Source organism: uncultured Bradyrhizobium sp. (assembly GCF_947648125.1).
Lineage (GTDB): Bacteria > Pseudomonadota > Alphaproteobacteria > Rhizobiales > Xanthobacteraceae > Bradyrhizobium.
On record NZ_CANSMR010000017.1, the window covers coordinates 77487 to 99426 of the forward strand.

Sequence of the window (21940 nt, forward strand, 5' to 3'; positions counted from 1 at the left end):
GGGCTCTCTCCGCAAGTCATATCGTGGAGAGAGCCCCCACCCGCATCGCATCTCCGATGCGATGCGACCTCCCCCGCAAGCGGGAGAGGTGCAACCGGGTCTGCGGCGAGACCTATTCGACGCGGCTTCATGCAGCGTTGGCCGGAGCCGACGAAACAATCCACGAAACCATATTTCCGGCACGGCCTTTCGAACCGGAACCGAAAAGCCTCCGTCCAACGGGCATGCGGGCCACACCGGCGCCGCGCTCAAACAGGATGGAGTATCCCATGTCGATCAAGACCAGGTTTGCCGCCCTCGCCCTCACCGCGCTCGCCGTGACCGGCACCATCGCGTCCACCACGTCGCAGGCCAATGCCAAGCCGTATGGCTGGGGCTGGGGCGTCGGCGCGGGCCTTGTCGGCGCCGCCATCGTCGGCAGCGCGATCGCGGCCAGTGACGGCTATTACGACGGCGGCTATCGGCGCTGCGCCTGGGTGCGCCAGTTCGACGCTTACGGCAACTACATCGGCCGCGTGCGCTCCTGCTACTGATCGACGGGATTTTCATAGTGTTTTCGAGCGAAGTGGGCACCGGTTCGCGTGAAGAAAACACGTCAAACTAAGAATCTAGAGCCGAGTAGGCTCTAGGGCTGCGGATCCTGCGTTCGGCACGGGTCCTCATCCACCCCGTGTCGCACACGACCCGTCCGGTGATCCCCCCGGGCGGGTCAATTCTTGAACGCGGCGATCACAGATATTTTGCGATCAGCCGGAAGTCGCGCAGCACGTTGCGGCCCTTTGGACCTGACGCCTTCAGCGTCTCCTCCAGGCTGTGGCCGATGTGGTCGTGGATCAGCGCCTTCTTGGCGCTCTCGATCGCGCTCTCCACCGCCTGCAATTGCTGGGCGATCTGCGCACAGGGCCGGCCCTGCTCGATCATCTCGACAATGGTCTCGAGATGGCCGTTGGCGCGCTTCAGGCGCCGGGCAATCGCTGCGTGCGGATGGTCGTCTGACATTCGGTTCTCCTATCCTCCCTGGAGGATAATCATGATCCTCCCCGGAGGATAGCAGAATCGGCTTGACAGGCCATTGTGGCAGGCGTAGTGCCCGATTGTCGGAACATGCGTTCCGCACCGGGGTCTGACCCCGGACATCAACCCGACCACGAGCCAGCACAGAAGGCACATGGGCAGTAGCAACTCAGGCGACAGTAGACCGACAACGGGACTATTGAAGCCGCAACATAGCAAGACTGATCGCGCAGATCTCGCCTGCGTGGATGGGTGGTCACGCCTCGCGTAATCGCCTGCTCCTCACCGGCCTGCCGCGCGACAGCGGAAGTGGAGGTGAGCGATGTTCGAAAAGCTCGCAAAATTTCGGCCGTTCGAGCCGCGGCAGATCCCGCCGCGGGCGGCCACCTATTCCAATGACAACCTGCCGGGTTTTCGCCGCCCGGCGGACCGCCGGCGTCCAACCCCGGCCTGTCATTGGATCCTGATCGACGGCCGCCTGGAGTGCCGGTGGATCGTCGAAACCACCCTCGAATCATCAACGAATGATCTCGATCGAAAGCGGCGCGCGGACCGGTATTCCGGCCCGCGCGCAATACCTGCGCATTCCGCAGCAAAGATGACCGCAAGCGCCTGAAGGACCGACATGGACGAAGGACCTAGTCGTCCCGTTGCGCGCCATCGCGGCGCGGCAACGGGACTCCCTCCGGGGAACGACATCACTTTTGGAATTGCCGCTGCTCACGGCAGCGGAGGTTGCGCGCGCGCATAGAGCTGCTCCGCGTCCCTCGTGCCGTGCCCAACGGGCAGCGAGGAGACGATCGGAGCAAGCATGACAGAGACCGCCAGATATCCCGGGCCTGAATTGGCCAGCCGGCGAAGACGCACCCTTCGGCAAGCCGGAGGACGCCCCGACGGCGGTCGCCGGCGCGCATCACCGGGCGAGCAAGGCGAAATGGAGCGGCTCCATGCGTCGCTCGCCGCCGTGACGCCGGACAATCACCCGCGCACCGCAAGGCTGCTCGCCTCGAGCACCCGCAAGATTGCCCAGAAGGTGATCGAGGAGGCCGGAGAGGTCGCGCTCGAGACGGTCAAACATCGGCCCGAAGCGATCGTCCGCGAGAGCGCCGATCTGCTCTACCACCTCGTCGCGCTGTGGCATCGCGCCGGCGTCGACCCCGGCTCGGTCTGGATCGAGATGCGCCGCCGCGCCGACGAACTCGGAATTGCCGAGAAGCCGCCGAAGGCCCGCCACCGGAACTCAAATCCGTCCATCCCAACAACAAAGCGGCAGGGAGGCGACCATGAGCAAGACAAATGACATCTTCGGGCAAGCCCGTCGGCCGACCGCCGCCGATGCCGTCAGGCGTCCCGCAACGGCCAACGATCCGCTCGTCCCGGTGATGCAGAGCGTCATCGGTCTCATCAACGAGAGCGCGGGCCTCGTGCGCCATGTCGCCGCGCTCGGCATCGTGCTGATGCTGGACACCAACCGCGCGCCTCAGCGGCGCCGGCCGGCGGCAGATCCTGTCCGGGCGCCTGAAGCCAGCAACATCATCCGTTTTCCAACTCCCAAAAATACCAAACCACGCAAATGAGAAGGAATAAGTCATGACCGTCGTCAATGACTTGAAAATGCACGCCTCCGATCGTGAGGCCGCCGCCAGCTCTGTCGCCACTGCGGTGCTGGACCGCGCGCATCTCGGTGATATCCACGGCGCGCTTGGAAGCATCGCCGAGGATGACGTCGCGCCGCGCGCGACACTGCTGGCCCGGCTGAAGACCTTGCTGGCGATCGTCGGCCCCGGCCTGATCGTGATGGTCGGCGACAACGATGCCGGCGCGTTCGGCACCTATACCCAGGCCGGACAGAATTACGGCACCACGCTGCTGTGGACGCTGCTGCTTTTGATCCCCGTGCTCTACGTCAACCAGGAGATGGTGGTGCGGCTCGGCGCCGTCACCGGCGTCGGCCATGCGCGGCTGATCTTCGAGCGCTTCGGCAAGTTCTGGGGCGCCTTCAGCGTCATCGATCTGCTGGTGCTGAACGCGCTGACCATCGTCACCGAATTCATCGGCATCACCTTCGCGCTTCATTTTCTCGGCGTCTCGCAGTTCTGGGGCGTATTGGCCTCGGCCGTTATCGTGATGCTGGCGGTTTCGACCGGAGACTTCCGCCGTTTCGAACGCTTCGGCATCGTGCTGGTCGCGGGCAGCCTGCTGCTGGTGCCCGTGATCCTGATGGTGCATCCGCCGGTCGGGCAGATCGCTGCCGATTTCTTCGTGCCGAAGATGCCGCAGGACGCCAAGCTCAGCGAGGTGATGCTTTTGATCGTCGCCATCGTCGGCACCACGGTGGCGCCGTGGCAATTGTTCTTCCAGCAGAGCTACATCGTCGACAAGCGGATCACGCCGCGCTTCATCCGCTATGAGCGGATGGATCTGTGCATCGGTATCGTGCTGGTCGTGGTCGGCGCCGTGGCGATGATCTCGTTCTGTGCCGAAGTGTTCGCCGGAAAGCCCGAATTCGGCAACTACACCGACGCACTGGGGACCGCGGTCGGGTTAGAGAAATATGCCGGCCGGCTGCCGGCGGTGCTGTTTGCCCTCGCACTGCTGGATGCCTGCATCATCGGCGCGGCCGCGGTCTCTCTCTCGACGGCCTATGCGATCGGTGACGTGTTCGCGGTCAAGCACTCGCTGCACCGCAAGCCGTGGGATGCGAAAGGATTCTACGGCGTCTATTGCGGACTGATCGTGCTTGCCGCCGTGCTGGTGCTGACGCCGGGCACGCCGCTCGGGCTGCTCACCAACGCAGTGCAGACGCTGGCCGGCGTGCTGCTGCCGAGCGCGACCGTGTTCCTGCTGCTGCTCTGCAACGACCGCCACATCCTCGGGCCCTGGATCAATTCGACCCGGCTGAACCTGTTCACCGGCGCGGTGGTCGCGGGCCTCGTGATGCTGTCGGTGATCCTGACTGCCTCGGTGCTGTTCCCGGATCTCAGCGAGCAATGGATCATCGGCATCCTGGTCGGCGGCAGCCTGCTCGCGCTCGCGGTCACCGCGGCGGTCAAGCTGTACGAGATGTTGTCGCACGGTCGTGCGTCCTCCCGCTTCAAGCACAAGCCGCCGCTGTTCGACCGCGACACCTGGCGGATGCCGCGGCTTGACCGGCTGCCGCCGGCACGGCTCAGCCCGCTGAGCCGGATCTGGATGCTGGTGCTGCGCGGCTATCTGGTCGTCGCTGCCGGCCTCGTGCTGCTGCGGATCGTCCAGCTCGCCACGGTGGGGGCGTGACGACACTCGGCCGCGGCCGACGATGGGGCGCAATCGTGTTGTTCAGGCTGGCGAGCGCCATCCTGCGCGGCGCGACCGCGCTCTATCAGCGGCGTGTGATTTCAGGCGCCGATCTGCGGACGGCGCTGTCGATGGCGCGATGCGTCGAACGGACCGGCGCGAGGGTCGTGCTCGGCAGGCCATCGCAGCCGGCATTCATCAAGACAAGGAACGAAAACAATGGTGGCCTCGATTGAACGGTCGGATCTCGACCGATTTGCCACAGATGCGCGGTCGATCGCAGCGGATGAGGCCCACAGCCTCGTGGTGTTACGCGACTGTCATAGTGGCGTGCAAATCGGAGAGGTATCCGGCGCGCCTCAGTTGCTATTGCGAATTACTTGCAACAAGCCACAGGGGATGCTAGGTGCTGATCTGGCTTTGGATGGGACGACACGGATCGGACCAGGGACGGCGGGCGATGAATTCAAATCTCGGGTGGCAAGTGGCCGCCAAATCTGCAATGCCGGGCGAAATCGCCAACCGTTCGCGGAAAGCCGCGTCATGACCTGCGTCCGTCTCTACCGGGTTCGGATCGCCGCCGGCGCAGCGCTCGGCGCGGCGGCATTCGGCACGCCGGTATCCGCGGCCGACATGGCCGTCAAGTCACCGGCCATGAACGCGGCGGTTTACAACTGGACCGGCTTTTATGTCGGCGGCCATGTCGGCTATGGCGACGGCAGCCTCGGTCCCGATACCAATCCGCTTCCCTTGCAGGGCGTCTTCTTCCCCCACACTGTCACGGGAGGGATCGGCGGCTTCCAGGTCGGATACAATCACCAGTTCGCAAACCGCTTCGTGCTCGGCGTCGAGGCCGATGCGACATTCGTGGGCCCGATCGATCTGCCGCGGCGCAGGCTCGGCCCCTTCAATAGCTCGATCGACTATGTCGGCACCGTGCGCGGCCGCGCCGGTTACAGCTTTGGCACCTGGATGCCGTACATCACCGGCGGCTTCGCCTGGGGCCACAGCCAGGTCAGGGTCAACGATGCCGCCGGCAACGTGATCTCGGAGCCCGGCCAGTATCAGACGGGGTGGACTGTCGGCGCCGGCGCCGAATTTGCGCTGAGCGGCAATTGGACGGCCAAGCTCGAATACGACTACGTCGACCTGTCGCGCCGCACGCTCGGCCTCAACGACTTCGGCATGCCCGGCGTCAGCATCGAGCCGCGGCTGCAGATGCTGAAATTCGGCCTGAACTACCAGCTTGGCGACTCGCCCTGGTCGGCGACGCCGACGCGGTCCGTGCTGCCGGACTCCAGCGACTGGAGCGTGCACGGACAGACGACGCTGATCGGTCAGGGCTATCCGTCGTTCCGCGCGCCCTATGGCGGGACCAACAGCCTTCCGGGTGCGGGGCAAGCGCAACAAACCTGGACCACGACGGCGTTTCTCGGTGTGCGGCTTTGGGAAGGCGGCGAGTTCTATTTCAATCCGGAGACGGCGCAGGGCTTTGGCCTCAACGGCACGCTCGGCCTTGCCGGCTTCCCGAACGGCGAGGCGCAGAAGGCCGGCGCCGAATATCCGAGGATCCGGCCGCAACGCTACTATTTCAAGCAGACCTTCGGCTTCGGCGGCGAGCAGGAAGACGTCCCTGATGGCCCCAACCAGATCGCGGGCAAGCGCGACATCGATCGCCTCACCCTCATCGTTGGCCGTTTCGCAATCGGCGATTTCTTCGACGGCAATTCCTACGCCAAGGACCCCCGCGCCGACTTCATGAACTGGGCGATGTGGTCGTCCGCCGCCTATGACTTCCCGGCCGACCTGCCCGGGTACACCCGCGGCGCGGTGGTCGAGTTCAACCGCAAGGACTGGGCGGTGCGCGCCGGCGTGTTCCAGGTGCCCAATGCACCGAACAGCGACGTGCTGGTCTCCAACACCAACAATGGCGGAGCGGTGGTGGAATTCGAGGGCCGCTATTCGATCTTCGATCAACCCGGCAAGGTGCGCGTCGGCGTGTTCGGCAATCGCGGCTTCACCGGCAATTATCGCCAGGCGCTCGCGATCGAGGATGCCAATCCGGGGCTCGACATCAACGACGTGATGGCCGGCATCCGCAAGGACAACACCAAGTATGGCTTCTACCTGAACGGCGAGCAGCAGATCGCAACCGATGTCGGCCTGTTTGGCCGCCTCAGCTGGAACGACGGCCAGAACGAAATCCTGTCGTTCACCGATGTCGACCGCAGCGTCTCCGGCGGCGTGTCGATCAAGGGCAGCACTTGGGGCCGGGCGAACGACACGATCGGCATCGGCGGCGCGGTCAACGGGCTGTCGTCAGCGCATCGCGACTATCTCGCCGCCGGCGGCCTCGGCCTTCTGATCGGCGACGGCGCGCTGAACTACAGCCCCGAGCGGATCTTGGAGACCTACTACGCCTACCAGGTGAACAAGAACCTGACGCTGACCGCGGACTATCAGTTCATCACCAACCCCGCCTACAACGCCGACCGCGGCCCGGTGCACATCTTCTCCGGCCGCATCCACGGCGAGTTCTGAGCAATGGCGCTCTCCCGATGAGAGGGTGCTGGGGGCACGACCGCCCCCAGCAGTCCCACCGTTCCTTGACCGATCGGACATGGTACGTACAGCTCCTCACATTCGGTTTTTGGCATACGACTAGTGCGCTCGTCCAAATGGGGATATGTGGGCATCATCGGGGGGGCGACGGCATCCACTCGCAGAGGTGTCCAATGCCGCATCGGCTTCGGCGGAAACGATTGAATCGTCGCCTCCTCGCGCTCGTACTGGTGACGCTGGCTTCCTGCACAGCGATCTTCGCTGCCATCTTCCGGATTTCGTCATGATGGCGAGGCGATCGATGGCCCTCGAAGGCTTCAGAAGATGGGCAGCCACCGGAATTCTTTCGCTGACAAGCTTCGTCTTGCACAGCGCTATGGATCTGCATCGGGAGCGCAGGATTTTCACATACCGGTCTTCGAAACGTCTTATCAGGAACGCGATGGTTGGAGCGGCTTGGAGAGTGGCTGGTTCTCGGAGCCCGACGACAAACTCAACAAGCCGACCGGGATTTGCGCAGTGAACGGATCGATTGACCACAGCGAACGGATGCTTATGGCTCACTACGCGTTCGCGATCCACGCGAACTTCATTGTCACCACCGACCATCAACTGGTCGCAAATCACACCGACAAATTCGATCGCAGACTGACTTCCGCTTTCTCCAGCCGGTTGCGCGGCAAATCCCAGACAAGGCGCCCGTAATGAACCTGCAGGATATCCGGACGCCAGCCCTGGGACAGGTGCTGCGGCCAAACGTTTGGGACGTTGTCGCGCTGGTCCTCATCATCGGCACCATGGTGGCGCTCGTCTACGGCGGCGAGCAGACCACGCTTCCGTTGTCGACACTCGACGTCAATCCGGTATCGCTCGATCCGGCCAATTTGCCGCTGTACGCCTTGCGCACGACCATGCGCATGCTGCTGGCAATCGCCTGCTCGATCGTCTTCACGTTCATCTATGCGGCGCTTGCGGCGAAGAGCCGGCGCGCCGAGATCGTCCTGATCCCGCTGCTCGACATCCTGCAATCGGTACCGATCCTCGGCTTTCTCACCTTTACGGTCGTCTTCTTCCTGAACCTGTTTCCCGGCAAGGTGCTCGGCGCCGAACTGGCATGTGTGTTCGCGATCTTCACCAGCCAAGCCTGGAACATGACCTTCAGCATGTACCAGTCGATGCGCAATGTGCCCAAGGATCTGGAGGAGGCTTCCCAGAGCTTCCATCTGACGGGCTGGCAGCGGTTCTGGCGGCTCGACGTACCGTTCGCGATGCCGGGCCTGATCTGGAACACCATGATGTCGATGTCGGGCGGCTGGTTCTTCGTGGTGGCCTCCGAGGCCATCACCGTCGGAAACACCACGGTGACGCTGCCGGGCATCGGCTCCTACGTCGCTCTGGCCATTCAGGAGCAGAACCTCGCGGCGATCGGCTATGCGATCCTCGCGATGCTTCTGGTGATCATCGCCTACGATCAATTGCTGTTTCGCCCGGTGGTGGCGTGGGCCGACAAATTCCGGTTCGAGCAGACCGCCTCGGCCAGCGCACCGACCTCATGGATGCTCGATCTGTTTCGGCGGACCCGCGCGCTTCGCGCACTGACCTATCCGTTCACGGCTTTGAATCGGGCCGTCTCGAACCTGCATATCGGATTTCCGCGCCTCGGCGTAGCGGCAAAGGGCGGGAGCGAGCGGCAGTCTCACGTGATCGACGCCGTCTGGCTCACCACCATCCTTGCCGGCACCAGCTATGCCGCCTGGAAGAGCTATCAATATCTGGCGGCGACACTCGACCTTTCCGACGTCGTCACCGCGATCGGATACGGCTTCATCACTCTGGCACGCGTGGCCGTGCTGATCGCGCTGGCAACCTTGATATGGGTCCCGATCGGAGTGTGGATCGGGCTGCGGCCAAAGCTCGCCGAGCGGATTCAGCCGCTCGCGCAGTTTCTGGCGGCGTTTCCCGCCAATCTCGCTTTTCCAGTGTTCGTGGTTATCATCGTTCGCTTTGGCCTGAGCCCGAATATCTGGCTCAGTCCGCTGATGATCCTGGGCACCCAGTGGTACATCCTGTTCAATGTGATCGCGGGCGCCAGCGCGTTCCCGACCGATCTTCGTGAGGCTGCCGGCAGTTTCCACCTCAAGGGATGGCGGTGGTGGGTCAAGGTCGTATTGCCTGGGATTTTCCCCTATTACATCACCGGCGCTATCACTGCCTCGGGCGGGTCCTGGAATGCCTCGATCGTCGCGGAGGTCGCAAGCTGGGGTAATACCCATCTGACCGCAACAGGCCTCGGGGCCTATATCGCGAAAGCGACCGAAGCCGGCGACTTCCCCCGGGTCGTTCTTGGCATCGCCATCATGTGTGTGTTGGTAACACTGTTCAATCGCCTCCTGTGGAGGCCTCTGTATGCCTTTGGCGAGCGCCGCCTTCGCCTTGGCTAATCAGGAGGACTGCATGCTCGATCAACCCAACCAACCCAGCCTGCTCGATATCCGTGGCGTCTGCCGGTCGTTTCCCAAGGGCAGCGGCGAGGAGTTGCTGGTGCTGGAGAAAGTCGACCTGACGCTGCGTTCGGGCGAGATCGTAGGCCTGCTCGGCCGCTCCGGGTCGGGCAAATCGACACTGCTGCGCATCATCGCCGGCCTGGTCGCGCCAACCTCCGGCGACGCGAAATGCCGGGGCGAGGCGATCAAGGGACCGCCGAACGGGGTCGCGATGGTGTTCCAGTCGTTTGCACTGTTCCCTTGGCTGACGGTTCTGCAGAACGTGGAGCTTGGACTGGAGGCATTGGGGATCGATAGCGCCGAACGCCGCAAGCGGGCGCTCGCCGCAATCGACCTGATCGGCCTCGACGGGTTCGAGTCGGCTTACCCCAAAGAGCTGTCGGGTGGCATGCGACAGCGCGTCGGCTTTGCCCGGGCGTTGGTGGTCCATCCGGACCTGCTGTTGATGGACGAGCCGTTCTCGGCGCTCGATGTGCTCACCGCCGAGACATTGCGCACCGATCTTATCGACCTCTGGATCGAGGGTCGGCTGCCGATCAAATCGGTGCTCATGGTAACGCACAACATCGAGGAAGCGGTCCTGATGTGCGACCGCATCCTGGTATTCTCGTCCAATCCCGGACGCGTCGCAGCCGAGATCAAGGTCGACCTGCCGCATCCGCGCAACCGACTCGATCCAATGTTTCGGCAACTGGTCGACAGCATCTATGCCCGCATGACGCAGCGGCCGGAGCCCAGGACGCCGGCCATCGAGGGCATCCCGGGCAGCGGCGTGGGGATGGTCCTCAACCACGTTTCGTCCAACGTGCTTTCGGGCCTGATCGAGACCCTTGCCGGACCACCCTACAACGGGCACGCCGACCTGCCGGTGCTCGCCGGCCATCTGCAACTCGAGGCTGACGAGATCTTTCACCTCGGTGAAGCGCTGCAATTGTTGCGGTTCGCGCAATTGAGCGAAGGCGACCTGATGCTGAGCGATGCCGGCAAGCGATTCGCCCACCTCGAAACCGACGCGCGCAAGCGGCTGTTCGCGGAGCACCTCGTCAATTATGTGCCGGTGATGGGTCTGATCCGCCGCGTACTCGATGAGCGGCCGTCGCACTCGGCTCCGGCAGCGCGCTTCCGCAACGAACTGGAAGACTACATGTCGGAAGACTATGCCGACGAGACGTTGAAGACGATTGTGTCATGGGGCCGCTACGCCGAACTATTCGCGTATGATGAGCAGTCGGAGCTGTTCAGCCTGGAGAACCCTCACTAGCCAGCGGTCGTGTAAGCGAACCGCGACCCATAACCATCGCTGATTGCGGTTAGAGCGAGCTGGGGCTACAGCGAATCCAACCACAAGGTCCTGTGGTTTTGGGTCCCGGCTCCCGTGCGCAATTGCGCACTCGGCCGGGACGACGGCGAGTTTGCGTCGCCAGCGTGTCGCTTCTGGCTTGGTTCGAAGGGCCAACGCCCTCTCCCCACTTAGATATATGTAGACCCCCCGGGCTTGCCGCAAGCCCGGGGTCATCCCGTAGAACGCGCGCCCAATCGAACGGAGGAGTGCGCGATGCGGGAACATGCTGTGGTGATTGCCGGCGGAGGACCGACCGGGCTGATGCTGGCGTGCGAGCTGGCGCTGGCGGGTGTCGATGTTGCGATTGTCGAGCGGCGCGAGAGTCCGGACCTGATCGGCGCGCGGGCGGGCGGCCTACACGCGCGCACCATCGAGGTGTTCGACCAGCGCGGCATCGGCGACCGCTTCGTCGCGCTGGGGACGCGCCATCCGGCGGTGCTGTTCCACTCGCATCTGGTTCCGCTCGAGATCGGCGACTTCCCGACACGGCGCAATTTCACGCTGGGGCTGCGGCAGAACCATATCGAGCGTGTGCTCAGCGAATGGGCCGGAGAACTGGCGGTGCCGATCGAGCGCGGGCGCGAGGTGACCGGCTTCGCACAGGACGACGATGGCGTCGATGTCGCGCTGTCGGATGGCCAACGGCTCCGGGCGCTGTATCTGGTCGGCTGCGACGGCGGCCGCAGCATCGTCCGCAAGGCGGCCGGCATCGAATTCGTCGGATGGGATCCGACCAGGAGCTGGCTGATCGCCGAGGCCGAGACATCGGACCAACCGGAATGGGGCTTTCGCCAGGACGACGCCGGCATCTATGCCATCGGCAAGGTGGAAGACGGTGAACGGGTGCGGCTCGTGCTGACCGAGCGGCAACTCGGCACCGAGAGGGAGCCGACCCTGCGCGACGTCAGCGAGCGGCTGGTCGCCGTATACGGCACCGATTTCGGCATCCACAGCCCGGTCTGGATATCGCGCTTCACCGACATGACCCGACAGGCCGTGACCTACCGCAAGCAGCGCGTGCTGCTGGCCGGCGATGCTGCCCATGTGCATCCGCCGATGGGCGGACAGGGCCTCAATATCGGCGTGCAGGATGCGGTGAACCTGGGCTGGAAGCTCGCCCAGCTGGTCAAGCAGACATCGCCGGACAGCCTGCTCGATACCTATCAGGCCGAACGGCATCCCGTGGCGGCCCGCGTGCTGCGCAACACCATGGCGCATGTCGCGCTCAGCCGGACCGACGCGCGCAGCAAGGCGCTGCACGAGATCGTCTCCGAACTGCTGCGCATGGACGAGCCGCGCCGAAAATTCGCCGCGATGATGTCCGGCCTCGACCTGCACTACGATCTTGGCGATGGCCATCCGTTGCTCGGACGCCGCATGCCCGATCTCGATCTGGTGACGACCAACGGCCCGCTGCGGGTGTTCGCGCTGCTGCACCAGGCACGGCCAGTGCTGCTCAATCTTGGCGAGCCCGGCAGCCTCGACATCGCGGGCTGGGGAGATCGGGTTCAGCTGGTCGATGCCGATTATGCCGGCGCGTGGGAGCTTCCCGCGCTCGGAACGGTTGCGGCGCCCGGCGCGGTGCTGGTCCGGCCTGACGGCTACGTGGCGTGGGTCGGAGACCGGAGTCGGTCGGGCCTCGCCGAGGCGTTGACCAAATGGTTCGGCGCGCCTGGTGCGTCACGAGATAGAGCCTAAGCGTTAGCAGCATCGGGACTGCGTCCCCTCTCCCGCAAGCGGGAGAGGGGAACCGAAAACCGCGAGCCCTATCCCGCCGGCTGGAACGAGTCCGCGCGCGCCATCGCCCAGGCGTCGCGGAAGCGGCGGTCCTGGGTGCCTTCGAGCAGCTCGCCGAGGCGCAGCGCCGGATAAAGTTCGGCGAAGGAGGAAACCTCGGTGGTCGAGCTTCGCTGCGAGAAGTGGATCGGGCGCAGGTCCTGCGTGTGCTCGAGGCCGGCGGCCGCTAGCAGCTCGGTCAGCGCGTGCAGGGTCGAGTGGTGGTAGTTGTAAACGCGCTCGATCTTGCCGGGCACGTAGAGCGCGCGGTTGCGGATCGGGTCCTGCGAGGTGACGCCGGTCGGGCAGCGATCGGTGTGGCAGCTCAGGGACTGGATGCAGCCGAGCGCGAACATGAAGCCGCGCGCCGAATTGCACCAGTCGGCGCCGATCGCCATCGCGCGCGCCATGTCGAAGGCGGTCGCGATCTTGCCGGCGGCGCCGATCTTGATGCGATCGCGCGCGCCGATGCCGATCAGCGCATTGTGGACGAAATTGACGCCCTCGCGCATCGGCATGCCCAGATGATCCATGAACTCGAGCGGCGCGGCGCCGGTGCCGCCTTCATTGCCGTCGACCACGATGAAGTCGGGATAGAGCCCGCTCTCCTTCATCGCCTTGCAGATCGCGAGGAACTCCCAGGGATGGCCGATGCACATCTTGAAGCCGGCCGGCTTGCCGCCGGACAGTTTGCGCATCTGGGCAACGAATTCCATCATCTGCAGCGGCGTGGAGAACGCCCTGTGATAGGCCGGCGAGATGCAGTCCTCGCCCATCGGCACGCCCCGGATCTTGGAAATCTCCTCGGAGACCTTCGCGGCCGGCAGCACGCCGCCATGGCCGGGCTTGGCGCCCTGGCTGATCTTGAGCTCGACCATCTTGATCTGATCGTCGCCCGCGACGCTTGCGAAGAGGTCCGGATTGAAGGTGCCGTCGCGGTTGCGGCAGCCGAAGTAACCGGAGCCGATCTCCCAGATGATGTCGCCGCCCATCTCGCGGTGATAGGGGCTGACACCGCCCTCGCCGGTGTCGTGGGCGAAGCCGCCCTTCCTGGCGCCGGCGTTGAGCGCTCGCACCGCGTTCGGGCTGAGCGCGCCGAAGCTCATCGCCGAGATGTTGAAGACCGAGGCCGAATACGGCTTGGTGCAGTCGGGCCCGCCGATGGTGATGCGGAATTTCTCCTCGGCACGCGGCTTCGGCGCCACCGAATGGTGCATCCACTCATAGCCCTCGCGATAGACGTCCTCCTGGGTGCCGAACGGCCGCTTGTCGAGCACCATCTTGGCGCGCTGATAGACCAACGCGCGGGTATCGCGCGAGAATGGCATGCCGTCCTTCTCGCTCTCGAAGAAATACTGCCGCATCTCCGGGCGGATTTCCTCGAGCAGGAAGCGCATATGCGCCGAAATCGGATAGTTGCGCAGCACTGCATGGTTCTTCTGCGTCAGGTCGCGGATGCCGAGCAATGTCAGCGCGCCGAAGATCGCCAGCGGGATCACAACGATCTTGAAGACCTTGTGGTCGAAAATCCCGACCAGCAGCAGGAGCGCGGTGACGACGGCGCAGATCGTCATCACGATGAAGCGCGGCGAGAACGGAAGCAGTATCGTATCCATGGAATCCCCCGGTCTGCCTTGAATGCCTTGTCGGCGGTGAGCCTAATCCAACTCGCGGAACAAGTGCACTACGGTTATACGGCCGAACAGTCACAGATATGACAACCGCCCGGATGGGCGGGTGCGGCTACCGCAATCGGCCAAATTGATTTGAAATCGACTTTTGCAGTGCAACGAAGCGGAGCTCCACAAAGGCTGCGCCCCCTCTCCCGCTTGCGAGCAGGGCGCAACGCCAAAATATCGAAAACAACCCCATGCAAAGTAGCCGGCGGACACGGCAACTTGACTCGTCGGGCAAATCAGCGGCATTCTTCCATTTTCCAGAAATCGTGCAGACGCCCTTCGCCCTGCGGGCTATCGTGCGGGACGCCCGCCGTTGGCGGGCTCCTCAGGATGACGGGGTAATTGCTCAGCTTGCCCAGTGTCATCACCCGCGCATGCGCGCATGCGGGTGATCCAGTATTCCAGAGACGTCTGCGCTTGAATCGAGGAGCCGCGGCGTACTGGATCGCCCGGTCGAGCCGGGCGATGACGGCGGTGGACGAGGATATCACCTCACATCCTCTCAGGATGACGTCTTGTTTCGCGGCTAAGCTGTAGACCCTCATGGTGAGGAGCGCCGCTTGCGGCGCGTCTCGAACCACGAGGCCAAGCACCCGAGGAGAGAGCACCGTTCGCCTAATGGTCGTGCGGCTGCAATTCGTGGGGGATATGCCCCGGCTTCAGGCCGTCGCTGGCGAGCCACGCATTGGTGGTATCGAGGGCGCGCGCGATGTGATCTGCGGTCCGGGAGAAATCGTAGGGCGAGCCGACCAGCGGGCACAGCGGCGGCACCACGAAATACTCGACGTCGGGGCCGATATTCTCGAGCTCGTTGACGAGCTGCCGCGCGATCAGCAGCGTCAGCGCATGCAGCGCATTGGCGAGCGCGCCGACCGGCGGCGCCTGGTTGGCGCAGGCATGTCCGGTCGGCAGCACGATCAGGCGTTTTGCCCCATGCTTCACGGCAACGCGGACCGGCGTGTTGCTGGAGATCGCGCCGTCGGCGAGGTAATGATTGCGGTAATGCACCGGCGTGAACGCGCCGGGGATCGCGGTCGATGCGACGATCGCCTCGGCCGCGGAGCCTTCCGACAGCACCACGCTGTCGCCGCTGATGATGTCGGTCGTGACGATGTGGATCGGCAGCCGCGCGTCCTCGAGATTGCGGAACGGGATGTAATCGTCGATCAGCCTGCGGACCCCGTCATGCGGGATCAGGAAGTCGCGCCGCCACAGGAAGCCCACCAGCGTCCGCCAGGTCACCGGAAACACGTCCTGCCGGTTCAGGCCGCGCCAGATCTCGGCCAGCCGCGCCACGCCCGAGACCGTCGGGTCGCCGGCATAGAACGCGCCGTTCAAGGCGCCGACGCTGGAGCCGACCACCATGTCGGCGGCCACGCCATGCGCGGCCAACGCCTGCAGCATGCCGACCTGGATCGCGCCAAAGCTGCCGCCGCCGGCGAACACAAAGGCGGTCTTCGGGGCATCGGGATCGGTGATGGACAAGCTGCGGCTCCCTGATCGCCGCGTTCGGGAGAGGGCTGCGCGGCGTTGGGGGGATTTATAGCAGCGGGGGAATGGTGCGCACCATGCGAGTGCGTCGAGACAATATCCTCATCGGGACTGCGCCCCCTCTCCCGCTTGCGGGGGAGGGTCGGGGTGGGGGTGTCGCCGCTTGCGACATTCTTTGCGAGGAGAGAGCCCCCACCCGGATCGCATCTGGCGATGCGATCCGGCCTCCCCCGCAGGCGGGAGAGGCAAAGACAGTTCGTGGAGGCCCGCCGGCACAAATGCAAAAGGCTGGAGCCCGATGGGGCCCCAGCCTTCGCAAAACAGGGAGTAGTGGTAATGGGTCCCGGCTTTCGCCAGGACGACAGAGATCAGCGCTCGACGAACGCCTTCTCGATCACGAAGTGACCGGGGGTGTTGCCGCTGCCTTCCTTGAAGCCGCGGGTCTCGAACAGCTGCTTCAGCTCCTCCAGCATCGCCGGGCTGCCGCACATCATGATGCGGTCGGTCTCGATGTCGAGCGGGCCCTGATGCAGGTCGGCGAACAGCTGGTTGGAGGTGATCAGGTCGGTGATGCGGCCGCGATTACGGAACGGCTCGCGCGTCACGGTCGGATAGTAGGAGAGCTTCTCGGACAGCAGCGGCCCGAACAGCTCGTCGTCGCGCAGCTTGGCGACCAGCTCCTCGCCATAGGCGAGCTCGGAGACCTGGCGGCAGCCATGCACCAGCAGGATCTGATCGTAGCGATCGTAGACCTCGGGGTCCTTGATCAGGCTCGCGAACGGCGCAAGGCCGGTGCCGGTCGACAGCAGCATCAGCCGCTTGCCGGGGATCAGATTGTCGGTGATTAGCGTGCCGGTGGCCTTGCGGCCGACCAGGATGGTGTCACCCTCGCGGATCTTCTGCAGCTTGGAGGTGAGCGGGCCGTCCTGCACCTTGATCGAGAAGAACTCGAGCTCTTCCTCGTGATTGGCGCTCGCCATCGAATAGGCGCGCAGCAGCGGCCGGCCCTCGACCTCCAGGCCGATCATGGCAAACTGGCCATTCTGGAAGCGGAAACCGGAATCGCGGGTGGCCCGGAAGCTGAAAAGCGTATCGGTCCAGTGCTGAACAGAAAGAACTTTCTCTCGATAGAACGCGCTCATGGGTTTTCGTTTTCTCGACTGATCAGATTTAGAATGGTTTGATTTCTAGACTGCTCGCGACGGCGCTGAAGTGGCCGAAATCATTGAAGATCTCGCGTGTCCATTGCGCCAATGCATGAGATAGTCAAGATCAACTGGCGTGCAATTGCGATCTCAGAATGGCAGTCGTTCGAATTCGCGCAGAGGTTCAGCCACGACATCGTTAACACGTGGCGCCGCAGGTAATTTACTTGCTGAGATCGCTGCCGATCTGGCAATTAATTGCTACGAAAACCGCGGTGAAGGGAAAATGATCTCGTGGTCCTGATCAGCCAGCGAATCTTCCTGGAAACCATCAAAAAATATTGTTCGGCGCGCTCCATTGCCGTCGAGGTGCGGTCCGGCGGCTGGCTGGTCATCATGACCAAGGGCGACGCGCGGCGGCTTGCGATCGGCTACGATATCGGGCTGAACAGCGCGGTCGCGCATCAGGTCGCCAACGACAAATCGGCCTGCGCCGAAGTGCTGGCATCGGCCGGCATATCGGCCATTCCGCACAGGCTGTTTCTCGGCAGCAAGCTCAGCAAGCACATTCCCGGATCGGACTCGCTGGATGCGATGCTGCTTCTGCTCGCGCAACATCCGCACGGCCTCGTCGTCAAGCCCAATGAGGGGACCTCCGGCGAACTCGTCTTCCGCGTGACGACGCGAACGCAGCTGGAGACCGCGGTCGCGCGCATCCTCACCGCGCATCCGAGCCTTGCGATCTCGCCTTACGTCGAGATCAAGGACGAGGTGCGCGTGGTGCTGCTCGATGATCGCGCGCTGATCGTCTACGGCAAGACGCGGCCGTCGGTGATTGGCGACGGCGTTCACTCGCTGCGCGCGCTGGCGCAGGCGACCGCGACCGCCGAGCAGCTCAAGGCTATGGCCGAGGATTTCGATGCCGCTGCGCTCGACACCATTCCGCCCGCCGGCGAACGACGTCTGCTCAACTGGCGGCACAATCTCGATGCCGGCGCCGAGCCGATGCTGGTCACCGATGCTGCGGCACGCGACGCCTGCGTCGCACTCGCGATCAAGGCCGCGCAGGCCGTCGGCATCCGCTTCGCCTCGATCGACGTCGTGCGCGTCGATGGCGCCTGGCAGGTGCTTGAAGTCAACTCCGGCGTGAAGATGGAAGCACTGGGCCGCCGCCATCCGGCGCTGGTCGAAGCGGCGTATGCGGCGGCGCTGGACGCCGTGTTCGCCTAAGTCGCGTGACGCGGTTGCCTTGAGCGCCCGACCATTCTCGCGCGCACTGCTTGCATGAGCCAGGTCTCTACCGGGGAAATTTACGACGCCAGCTCGCGCAGCAGAGTGGACGGATAAACCGGTTTGGCAAAAAATTTGACGCCGTCAGGCAGATCGCTGGGCGGCGCCAGGCCCGAGATCACGAGCACGCGCACGCGCGGGTCGCAATCCAGGGCCCATTGCGCGAGTTCGATGCCGTTCATTCTGCCCGTGAGCTTGATGTCGGTGACCAGCAGTGACGGGTGACGCATCTTGATGGCAAGCGCAGCCGTCTCGCCGTCTTCGCATTGGATGACGTCGAAATGCCCTTCCTTCAACAACAGCGCAATCATGTCGCGCTGGATCGTGTCGTCTTCGACCACAATCGCGGTTTGGTGAATTGACCTCGTGTAGCCCATGGCAACCTCCAAACGGTCAACCCCAGTGGTCAATGACTGAGGACGCTTAAAGTTCTGGTTCCGAACTCGATATCCGGCGGGTTCCGGCGGACGTTTGCAAGTTCCGAGCGGAACAACATTCGAGGTTGCCGCGTCATTGATGGGAGACGAGCCGGATGGTTCGGGCCTGGGGAAAGGAAGTCGTGCCAGGAGGCAAAGCTGATGAAGAACGCTGTACGCTCGGATCAGGATTTTACTGAACCCTACAAAGCCGACGCGGCGGCTGGCGCACCCAGCTATCTGTCCTCACGACGGGTCGAAGATCCGGTCTCTGATGCCAACGTCGTGCGGCATCAGGCGATGGAGCGAGAGACGACCGGTTCGCCTGGTGATCCCCTTGGCGCTCGCCTGCCCCACGACATCGTTTCCGAGATGGAAGCAGAGCTCAAGCAGCAGGTCGATCGGCTTGTCGCGGAGCGACACTAGCTGGTGAAGTGTCGAGTTCGCAGACTTCAACAGCTCGCCTGCCGATGATGCTCCAGAGATCGCGGCGCGGAAATTCGAACCAAGATCCCCGCCGGATCAATGGAGTTTTGATGGGAGCGATCCTTGGACGCGCGATCTTCCAGGTCATGGTTGTTCTGGCTGCGGTCAGTATCGTTGCCCTCGCTTCCATGGCGGTCCACGGCGGCTACGCGCGTGCGGCAGTACAGCTTGCCGCAAAATTCTCGCCGCCATTTTGATCCATTCAGCAGCTTGCTCCTCCCGATTAAGGGAGTACGCTGATGCGCATTAATCGATCCGGATCCAGATTATGCGCAAACTCCTTTTGAGCCTCCTCGCAGTCACGGCGTTCGTCGCGGCCTTCAACCCTCCAGCCGCAAACGCCGTATTTTGGCGCGGCGTCACCGCCCCGACGAACATCGACATCCACGGCTATCCGATCATCAAGGAGCCACCGCCGAGCCCATGCCAGTTGATCCATGTGAACGGGTTCTGGGTCCGGCAGTGCCTGGATGTGTCGCATCGCTATTGGCGATGAACGAGGTCCCGTTTCGTTGGGACAGTTCGGGACCGCTTCGGAAGCCGCGCGCGTTGCGCAAGCCCCCTCACCCGGATTGCGTCGGCAAACGCAATCCGGCCTCTACCGCAAGGAGAGAGGCCGGAATTCGAGGCTAGTTCGCGCCGCCCGCCGAATCGTCGAGCGCCTTGAAGGCCTCTTCGAGCTGCGGTGACAGCGCGACGTTGAGCTTCTCGCCGGTCGGCAGGCGGGCGACGAACCACTTGTTGTAGAGCGGGATGATGTCGCGGTTCGAGGCGAGCTTGCGGAAGGCGCGCTCGACCACGTCCTTCATCTGCGGCTCGCCCTTGCGGTACATGATGCCGTAGGGATCGTAGGACAGATAGTCGCCGGTGACGCGGAACTTGTCCTGCGACTTGTGCCGCGCGATCAGGCCATAGAGCAGGATGTCGTCGGTCGCGAACGCATCCGCCTTGCCGTCCGCCAGCATCTGGTAGGACTGCTCATGATCGGGCGCGGTCACGATGTTGAGGCCGAGCTGTTGCCTGGCGTCGACATTATGCATCGCCTGCTCGTTGGTGGTGCCCTTGGTCACCACCACCGTCTTGCCCTTCAAGTCGGCGACCTGGTTGACGCCGGAGGCCTTCGGCACCATCAGCTTGGTGCCGGCCACGAACATCAGCGGCGAGAAGGCGACCTGCTTGCCGCGCTCGGCATTCGCCGTGGTCGATCCGCATTCCAAATCGATCTTCTTGTCGACGACCGCCGGAATGCGGTCATCGGAGGTGACCTTGACGTAGTCGACCTTGAGGTTGGCGTCGTCGACCTCGACCCCGATCTCGTCGACGATCGCATCGCACAGCTCGAGGCTGTAGCCGATCGGCCGGTTGGAGTGGTCGAGGAACGAGAACGGCGGCGAGCTTTCGCGATAGCCGATCCGCACCGCGTGCGTGGCCTTGATGTTGGCGAGCGTGGGGCTGAGCCCCTCGCCCGCCGGCTGTGCGGATACCGGTCCGATCAGCAGGCCTGCCGCCAGCAGACATGCTGACAGCAGGCATGTCGACAGCAGAGGCGCCTCAGCCCGTATCGGCCTCCAGCGGGCGCGATGCATGGCATCCCTCCCGTCAATGACCGGCCATCACGGCGCCGGGCACCGCATCCTGCGGCACCGCGTCGTCGGGCCCGAGCTCGTGCTCGGCCTTCAGCTCGCCCTCCCACTTGGCGACCACGGCGGTGGCCAGCGAGTTGCCGATCACGTTGGTGGCGCTGCGGCCCATGTCGAGGAAGGTGTCGATGCCCATGATCATCAGCAGGCCGGCCTCGGGGATGTTGAACTGCGACAGTGTCGAGGCGATCACCACCAGCGACGCGCGCGGCACGCCGGCCACGCCCTTCGAGGTGATCATCAACGTCGCCAGCATCGCGAACTGCGTGCCGAGCGACATCTCGATGTGGTAGCTCTGCGCGATGAAAATACTCGCGAAGGTGCAGTACATCATCGTGCCGTCGAGGTTGAAGGAGTAGCCGAGCGGCAGCACGAAGGACGAGATCCGCGAGGAGGCGCCGAACCTGTTCAGCCCCTCCAGCGTCTTCGGGTAGGCCGCCTCCGAGGAGGCGGTCGAGAACGCGATCATCAGCGGCTCGCGGATCAGCCGTAGCAGATGGCTGTAACGCGGCCCGATCACGACGAAGCCGACCGCCACCAGGATGCCCCACAGGATCAGCAGCGACAGATAGAAGCCGCCCATGAAGACGATCAGCTTCCAGAGCACGCCGAGGCCGTTCTTGGAGACGGTCGCCATGATTGCGGCCCACACCGCGATCGGCGCGAACAGCATCACGTAACCGGTGACCTTGAGCATGATGTGGGCGAGGTCGTCGATCAGGCTCATGATCGGCTTCGACCGCTCAGGCATGGCGCCGAGCGCCACCGCGAAGAACACCGCGAACACCACGATTTGCAGGATCTCGTTCTGTGCCATCGCATCCGCGATCGAGGTCGGGATCAGATGGGTCAGGAATTTCTCGATCGAGAAGGCCGAGACCGGCAGGCCGGTGGACTGCGCCTTGTCAGGCAGCGTGCCGGGGAAATTGGCGCCGGGCTGCAACAGGTTGACCATCACGAGGCCGAGCAGCAGCGAAACGAACGAGGCTGAGACGAACCAGCCCATGGTCTTGGCGAAGATACGCCCGAGCTTGGCGCCGCTCCCCATATGGGCGATGCCGCCGACGAGGGTTGCAAACACGAGAGGCGCGATGATCATCTTGATCAGGCGCAGGAACAGCATCGCGATCAGGTTGACGTCGGCTGCGATCTCGGCGCGGCTGTCGGGAAAGTAGTTGAAGACAATCGTCCCCATTGCGATGCCAAGGACCATCGCAAGCAGGATGTATTGCGTAAACCTGTTCGACATTCTCTTACCCCCGTAAGTTCCCGGCGAAGGACAAGTGTGGCAGATTTACGCAGCTACGCAACACGCTTCG

The 21940-nt window shown here is 63.8% G+C and carries 23 protein-coding genes; 15 read left to right on the top strand and 8 right to left on the bottom strand.

Annotation, left to right across the window (positions count from 1 at the left end):
• The first annotated feature begins 269 nt into the window (after positions 1 to 269).
• Positions 270 to 533: a hypothetical protein gene (locus Q0030_RS26495; RefSeq protein WP_092119779.1), complete on the top strand. Its 264-nt coding sequence runs from the start codon at positions 270 to 272 to the stop codon at positions 531 to 533.
• Between the two features lie 196 nt (positions 534 to 729).
• On the opposite strand, the gene Q0030_RS26500 is transcribed toward Q0030_RS26495, so the two are convergent.
• Positions 730 to 999, bottom strand: coding sequence for a metal-sensing transcriptional repressor (locus Q0030_RS26500; protein WP_050403822.1), 270 nt, complete (start codon positions 997 to 999; stop codon positions 730 to 732).
• 337 nt (positions 1000 to 1336) lie between these two features.
• Here Q0030_RS26500 and Q0030_RS26505 point away from each other — a divergent pair, with 337 nt between their 5' ends.
• The 10 genes from Q0030_RS26505 to Q0030_RS26550 all read left to right on the top strand — a co-directional run bounded on the left by Q0030_RS26505 (position 1337) and on the right by Q0030_RS26550 (position 12396).
• Positions 1337 to 1630: a hypothetical protein gene (locus Q0030_RS26505; protein WP_298373664.1), complete on the top strand. Its 294-nt coding sequence runs from the start codon at positions 1337 to 1339 to the stop codon at positions 1628 to 1630.
• Positions 1631 to 1948: 318 nt separating this feature from the next.
• Positions 1949 to 2314, top strand: coding sequence for a phosphoribosyl-ATP diphosphatase (gene hisE / locus Q0030_RS26510; RefSeq protein ID WP_298373667.1), 366 nt, complete (start codon positions 1949 to 1951; stop codon positions 2312 to 2314).
• Positions 2298 to 2591, top strand: coding sequence for a hypothetical protein (locus Q0030_RS26515; protein WP_298373670.1), 294 nt, complete (start codon positions 2298 to 2300; stop codon positions 2589 to 2591). The genes hisE and Q0030_RS26515 overlap by 17 nt, the downstream gene beginning before the upstream one ends.
• A 37-nt stretch (positions 2592 to 2628) precedes the next feature.
• Positions 2629 to 4290, top strand: a complete 1662-nt coding sequence (locus Q0030_RS26520; protein WP_298373909.1) for an NRAMP family divalent metal transporter — start codon at positions 2629 to 2631, stop codon at positions 4288 to 4290.
• A gap of 35 nt (positions 4291 to 4325) precedes the next feature.
• Positions 4326 to 4526, top strand: a complete 201-nt coding sequence (locus tag Q0030_RS26525; RefSeq protein ID WP_298373673.1) for a hypothetical protein — start codon at positions 4326 to 4328, stop codon at positions 4524 to 4526.
• 307 nt (positions 4527 to 4833) lie between these two features.
• A complete protein-coding gene (locus Q0030_RS26530) occupies positions 4834 to 6831 on the top strand; it encodes a carbohydrate porin (protein ID WP_298373676.1) in 1998 nt (665 codons plus the stop codon).
• 345 nt (positions 6832 to 7176) lie between these two features.
• Entirely contained in the window at positions 7177 to 7557 is a 381-nt protein-coding gene (locus Q0030_RS26535; RefSeq protein ID WP_298373679.1) for a hypothetical protein, read from the top strand.
• On the top strand, positions 7557 to 9293 hold the full coding sequence (locus tag Q0030_RS26540; protein ID WP_298373681.1) for an ABC transporter permease subunit: 1737 nt from the start codon (positions 7557 to 7559) through the stop codon (positions 9291 to 9293). The genes Q0030_RS26535 and Q0030_RS26540 overlap by 1 nt, the downstream gene beginning before the upstream one ends.
• Before the next feature lie 13 nt (positions 9294 to 9306).
• Positions 9307 to 10617: a nitrate/sulfonate/bicarbonate ABC transporter ATP-binding protein gene (locus tag Q0030_RS26545; RefSeq protein ID WP_298373684.1), complete on the top strand. Its 1311-nt coding sequence runs from the start codon at positions 9307 to 9309 to the stop codon at positions 10615 to 10617.
• A 294-nt stretch (positions 10618 to 10911) separates the two neighbouring features.
• Positions 10912 to 12396, top strand: coding sequence for an FAD-dependent monooxygenase (locus tag Q0030_RS26550; protein WP_298373686.1), 1485 nt, complete (start codon positions 10912 to 10914; stop codon positions 12394 to 12396).
• Positions 12397 to 12464: 68 nt separating this feature from the next.
• Here Q0030_RS26550 and Q0030_RS26555 read toward each other — a convergent pair whose 3' ends face one another.
• The 4 genes from Q0030_RS26555 to Q0030_RS26570 all read right to left on the bottom strand — a co-directional run bounded on the left by Q0030_RS26555 (position 12465) and on the right by Q0030_RS26570 (position 16786).
• Positions 12465 to 14090 (bottom strand): FMN-binding glutamate synthase family protein, encoded by a 1626-nt coding sequence (locus Q0030_RS26555; protein ID WP_298373689.1) that lies wholly within the window; start codon positions 14088 to 14090, stop codon positions 12465 to 12467.
• A 299-nt stretch (positions 14091 to 14389) separates the two neighbouring features.
• Positions 14390 to 14698 (bottom strand): hypothetical protein, encoded by a 309-nt coding sequence (locus Q0030_RS26560; protein WP_298373691.1) that lies wholly within the window; start codon positions 14696 to 14698, stop codon positions 14390 to 14392.
• Positions 14699 to 14768: 70 nt separating this feature from the next.
• Positions 14769 to 15638 (bottom strand): patatin-like phospholipase family protein, encoded by an 870-nt coding sequence (locus tag Q0030_RS26565; RefSeq protein WP_298373694.1) that lies wholly within the window; start codon positions 15636 to 15638, stop codon positions 14769 to 14771.
• 374 nt (positions 15639 to 16012) lie between these two features.
• Positions 16013 to 16786, bottom strand: coding sequence for a ferredoxin--NADP reductase (locus tag Q0030_RS26570; RefSeq protein WP_298373696.1), 774 nt, complete (start codon positions 16784 to 16786; stop codon positions 16013 to 16015).
• A 297-nt stretch (positions 16787 to 17083) separates the two neighbouring features.
• Here Q0030_RS26570 and Q0030_RS26575 point away from each other — a divergent pair, with 297 nt between their 5' ends.
• Positions 17084 to 18019, top strand: a complete 936-nt coding sequence (locus tag Q0030_RS26575; RefSeq protein ID WP_298373697.1) for a RimK-like protein — start codon at positions 17084 to 17086, stop codon at positions 18017 to 18019.
• An 80-nt stretch (positions 18020 to 18099) separates the two neighbouring features.
• Here Q0030_RS26575 and Q0030_RS26580 read toward each other — a convergent pair whose 3' ends face one another.
• Positions 18100 to 18456, bottom strand: a complete 357-nt coding sequence (locus Q0030_RS26580; protein WP_298373699.1) for a response regulator — start codon at positions 18454 to 18456, stop codon at positions 18100 to 18102.
• A gap of 201 nt (positions 18457 to 18657) precedes the next feature.
• Here Q0030_RS26580 and Q0030_RS26585 point away from each other — a divergent pair, with 201 nt between their 5' ends.
• From Q0030_RS26585 to Q0030_RS26595, 3 genes are all read left to right on the top strand, one after another.
• Complete coding sequence (locus tag Q0030_RS26585) at positions 18658 to 18921, top strand: hypothetical protein (protein ID WP_298373701.1); 264 nt, start codon at positions 18658 to 18660, stop codon at positions 18919 to 18921.
• Positions 18922 to 19031: 110 nt separating this feature from the next.
• The gene (locus Q0030_RS26590) at positions 19032 to 19178 is read left to right on the top strand and encodes a hypothetical protein (protein WP_298373704.1); all 147 of its coding nucleotides are present in this window, start codon (positions 19032 to 19034) and stop codon (positions 19176 to 19178) included.
• 71 nt (positions 19179 to 19249) lie between these two features.
• On the top strand, positions 19250 to 19477 hold the full coding sequence (locus Q0030_RS26595; RefSeq protein ID WP_298373707.1) for a hypothetical protein: 228 nt from the start codon (positions 19250 to 19252) through the stop codon (positions 19475 to 19477).
• Between the two features lie 133 nt (positions 19478 to 19610).
• On the opposite strand, the gene Q0030_RS26600 is transcribed toward Q0030_RS26595, so the two are convergent.
• Both Q0030_RS26600 and Q0030_RS26605 read right to left on the bottom strand, forming a co-directional pair.
• Entirely contained in the window at positions 19611 to 20567 is a 957-nt protein-coding gene (locus Q0030_RS26600) for an amino acid ABC transporter substrate-binding protein (RefSeq protein WP_298373710.1), read from the bottom strand.
• Between the two features lie 13 nt (positions 20568 to 20580).
• A complete protein-coding gene (locus Q0030_RS26605; protein ID WP_298373713.1) occupies positions 20581 to 21870 on the bottom strand; it encodes a dicarboxylate/amino acid:cation symporter in 1290 nt (429 codons plus the stop codon).
• Positions 21871 to 21940: the final 70 nt, after the last annotated feature.

What these genes read in the sequence shown, in the direction of transcription:
- Q0030_RS26530 (WP_298373676.1), top strand. Translation starts at nt 4,834, where the DNA reads ATGACCTGCGTCCGTCTCTACCGGGTTCGGATCGCCGCCGGCGCAGCG.
- Q0030_RS26595 (WP_298373707.1), top strand. Translation starts at nt 19,250, where the DNA reads ATGCGCAAACTCCTTTTGAGCCTCCTCGCAGTCACGGCGTTCGTCGCG.
- Q0030_RS26535 (WP_298373679.1), top strand. Translation starts at nt 7,177, where the DNA reads ATGGGCAGCCACCGGAATTCTTTCGCTGACAAGCTTCGTCTTGCACAG.
- Q0030_RS26500 (WP_050403822.1), bottom strand. Translation starts at nt 999, where the DNA reads ATGTCAGACGACCATCCGCACGCAGCGATTGCCCGGCGCCTGAAGCGC.
- Q0030_RS26570 (WP_298373696.1), bottom strand. Translation starts at nt 16,786, where the DNA reads ATGAGCGCGTTCTATCGAGAGAAAGTTCTTTCTGTTCAGCACTGGACC.
- Q0030_RS26555 (WP_298373689.1), bottom strand. Translation starts at nt 14,090, where the DNA reads ATGGATACGATACTGCTTCCGTTCTCGCCGCGCTTCATCGTGATGACG.
- Q0030_RS26560 (WP_298373691.1), bottom strand. Translation starts at nt 14,698, where the DNA reads ATGAGGGTCTACAGCTTAGCCGCGAAACAAGACGTCATCCTGAGAGGA.
- Q0030_RS26550 (WP_298373686.1), top strand. Translation starts at nt 10,912, where the DNA reads ATGCGGGAACATGCTGTGGTGATTGCCGGCGGAGGACCGACCGGGCTG.
- Q0030_RS26585 (WP_298373701.1), top strand. Translation starts at nt 18,658, where the DNA reads ATGAAGAACGCTGTACGCTCGGATCAGGATTTTACTGAACCCTACAAA.
- Q0030_RS26540 (WP_298373681.1), top strand. Translation starts at nt 7,557, where the DNA reads ATGAACCTGCAGGATATCCGGACGCCAGCCCTGGGACAGGTGCTGCGG.
- Q0030_RS26505 (WP_298373664.1), top strand. Translation starts at nt 1,337, where the DNA reads ATGTTCGAAAAGCTCGCAAAATTTCGGCCGTTCGAGCCGCGGCAGATC.
- Q0030_RS26520 (WP_298373909.1), top strand. Translation starts at nt 2,629, where the DNA reads ATGCACGCCTCCGATCGTGAGGCCGCCGCCAGCTCTGTCGCCACTGCG.
- Q0030_RS26580 (WP_298373699.1), bottom strand. Translation starts at nt 18,456, where the DNA reads ATGGGCTACACGAGGTCAATTCACCAAACCGCGATTGTGGTCGAAGAC.
- Q0030_RS26605 (WP_298373713.1), bottom strand. Translation starts at nt 21,870, where the DNA reads ATGTCGAACAGGTTTACGCAATACATCCTGCTTGCGATGGTCCTTGGC.
- Q0030_RS26600 (WP_298373710.1), bottom strand. Translation starts at nt 20,567, where the DNA reads ATGCATCGCGCCCGCTGGAGGCCGATACGGGCTGAGGCGCCTCTGCTG.
- Q0030_RS26495 (WP_092119779.1), top strand. Translation starts at nt 270, where the DNA reads ATGTCGATCAAGACCAGGTTTGCCGCCCTCGCCCTCACCGCGCTCGCC.
- Q0030_RS26590 (WP_298373704.1), top strand. Translation starts at nt 19,032, where the DNA reads ATGGGAGCGATCCTTGGACGCGCGATCTTCCAGGTCATGGTTGTTCTG.
- Q0030_RS26545 (WP_298373684.1), top strand. Translation starts at nt 9,307, where the DNA reads ATGCTCGATCAACCCAACCAACCCAGCCTGCTCGATATCCGTGGCGTC.
- hisE (WP_298373667.1), top strand. Translation starts at nt 1,949, where the DNA reads ATGGAGCGGCTCCATGCGTCGCTCGCCGCCGTGACGCCGGACAATCAC.
- Q0030_RS26515 (WP_298373670.1), top strand. Translation starts at nt 2,298, where the DNA reads ATGAGCAAGACAAATGACATCTTCGGGCAAGCCCGTCGGCCGACCGCC.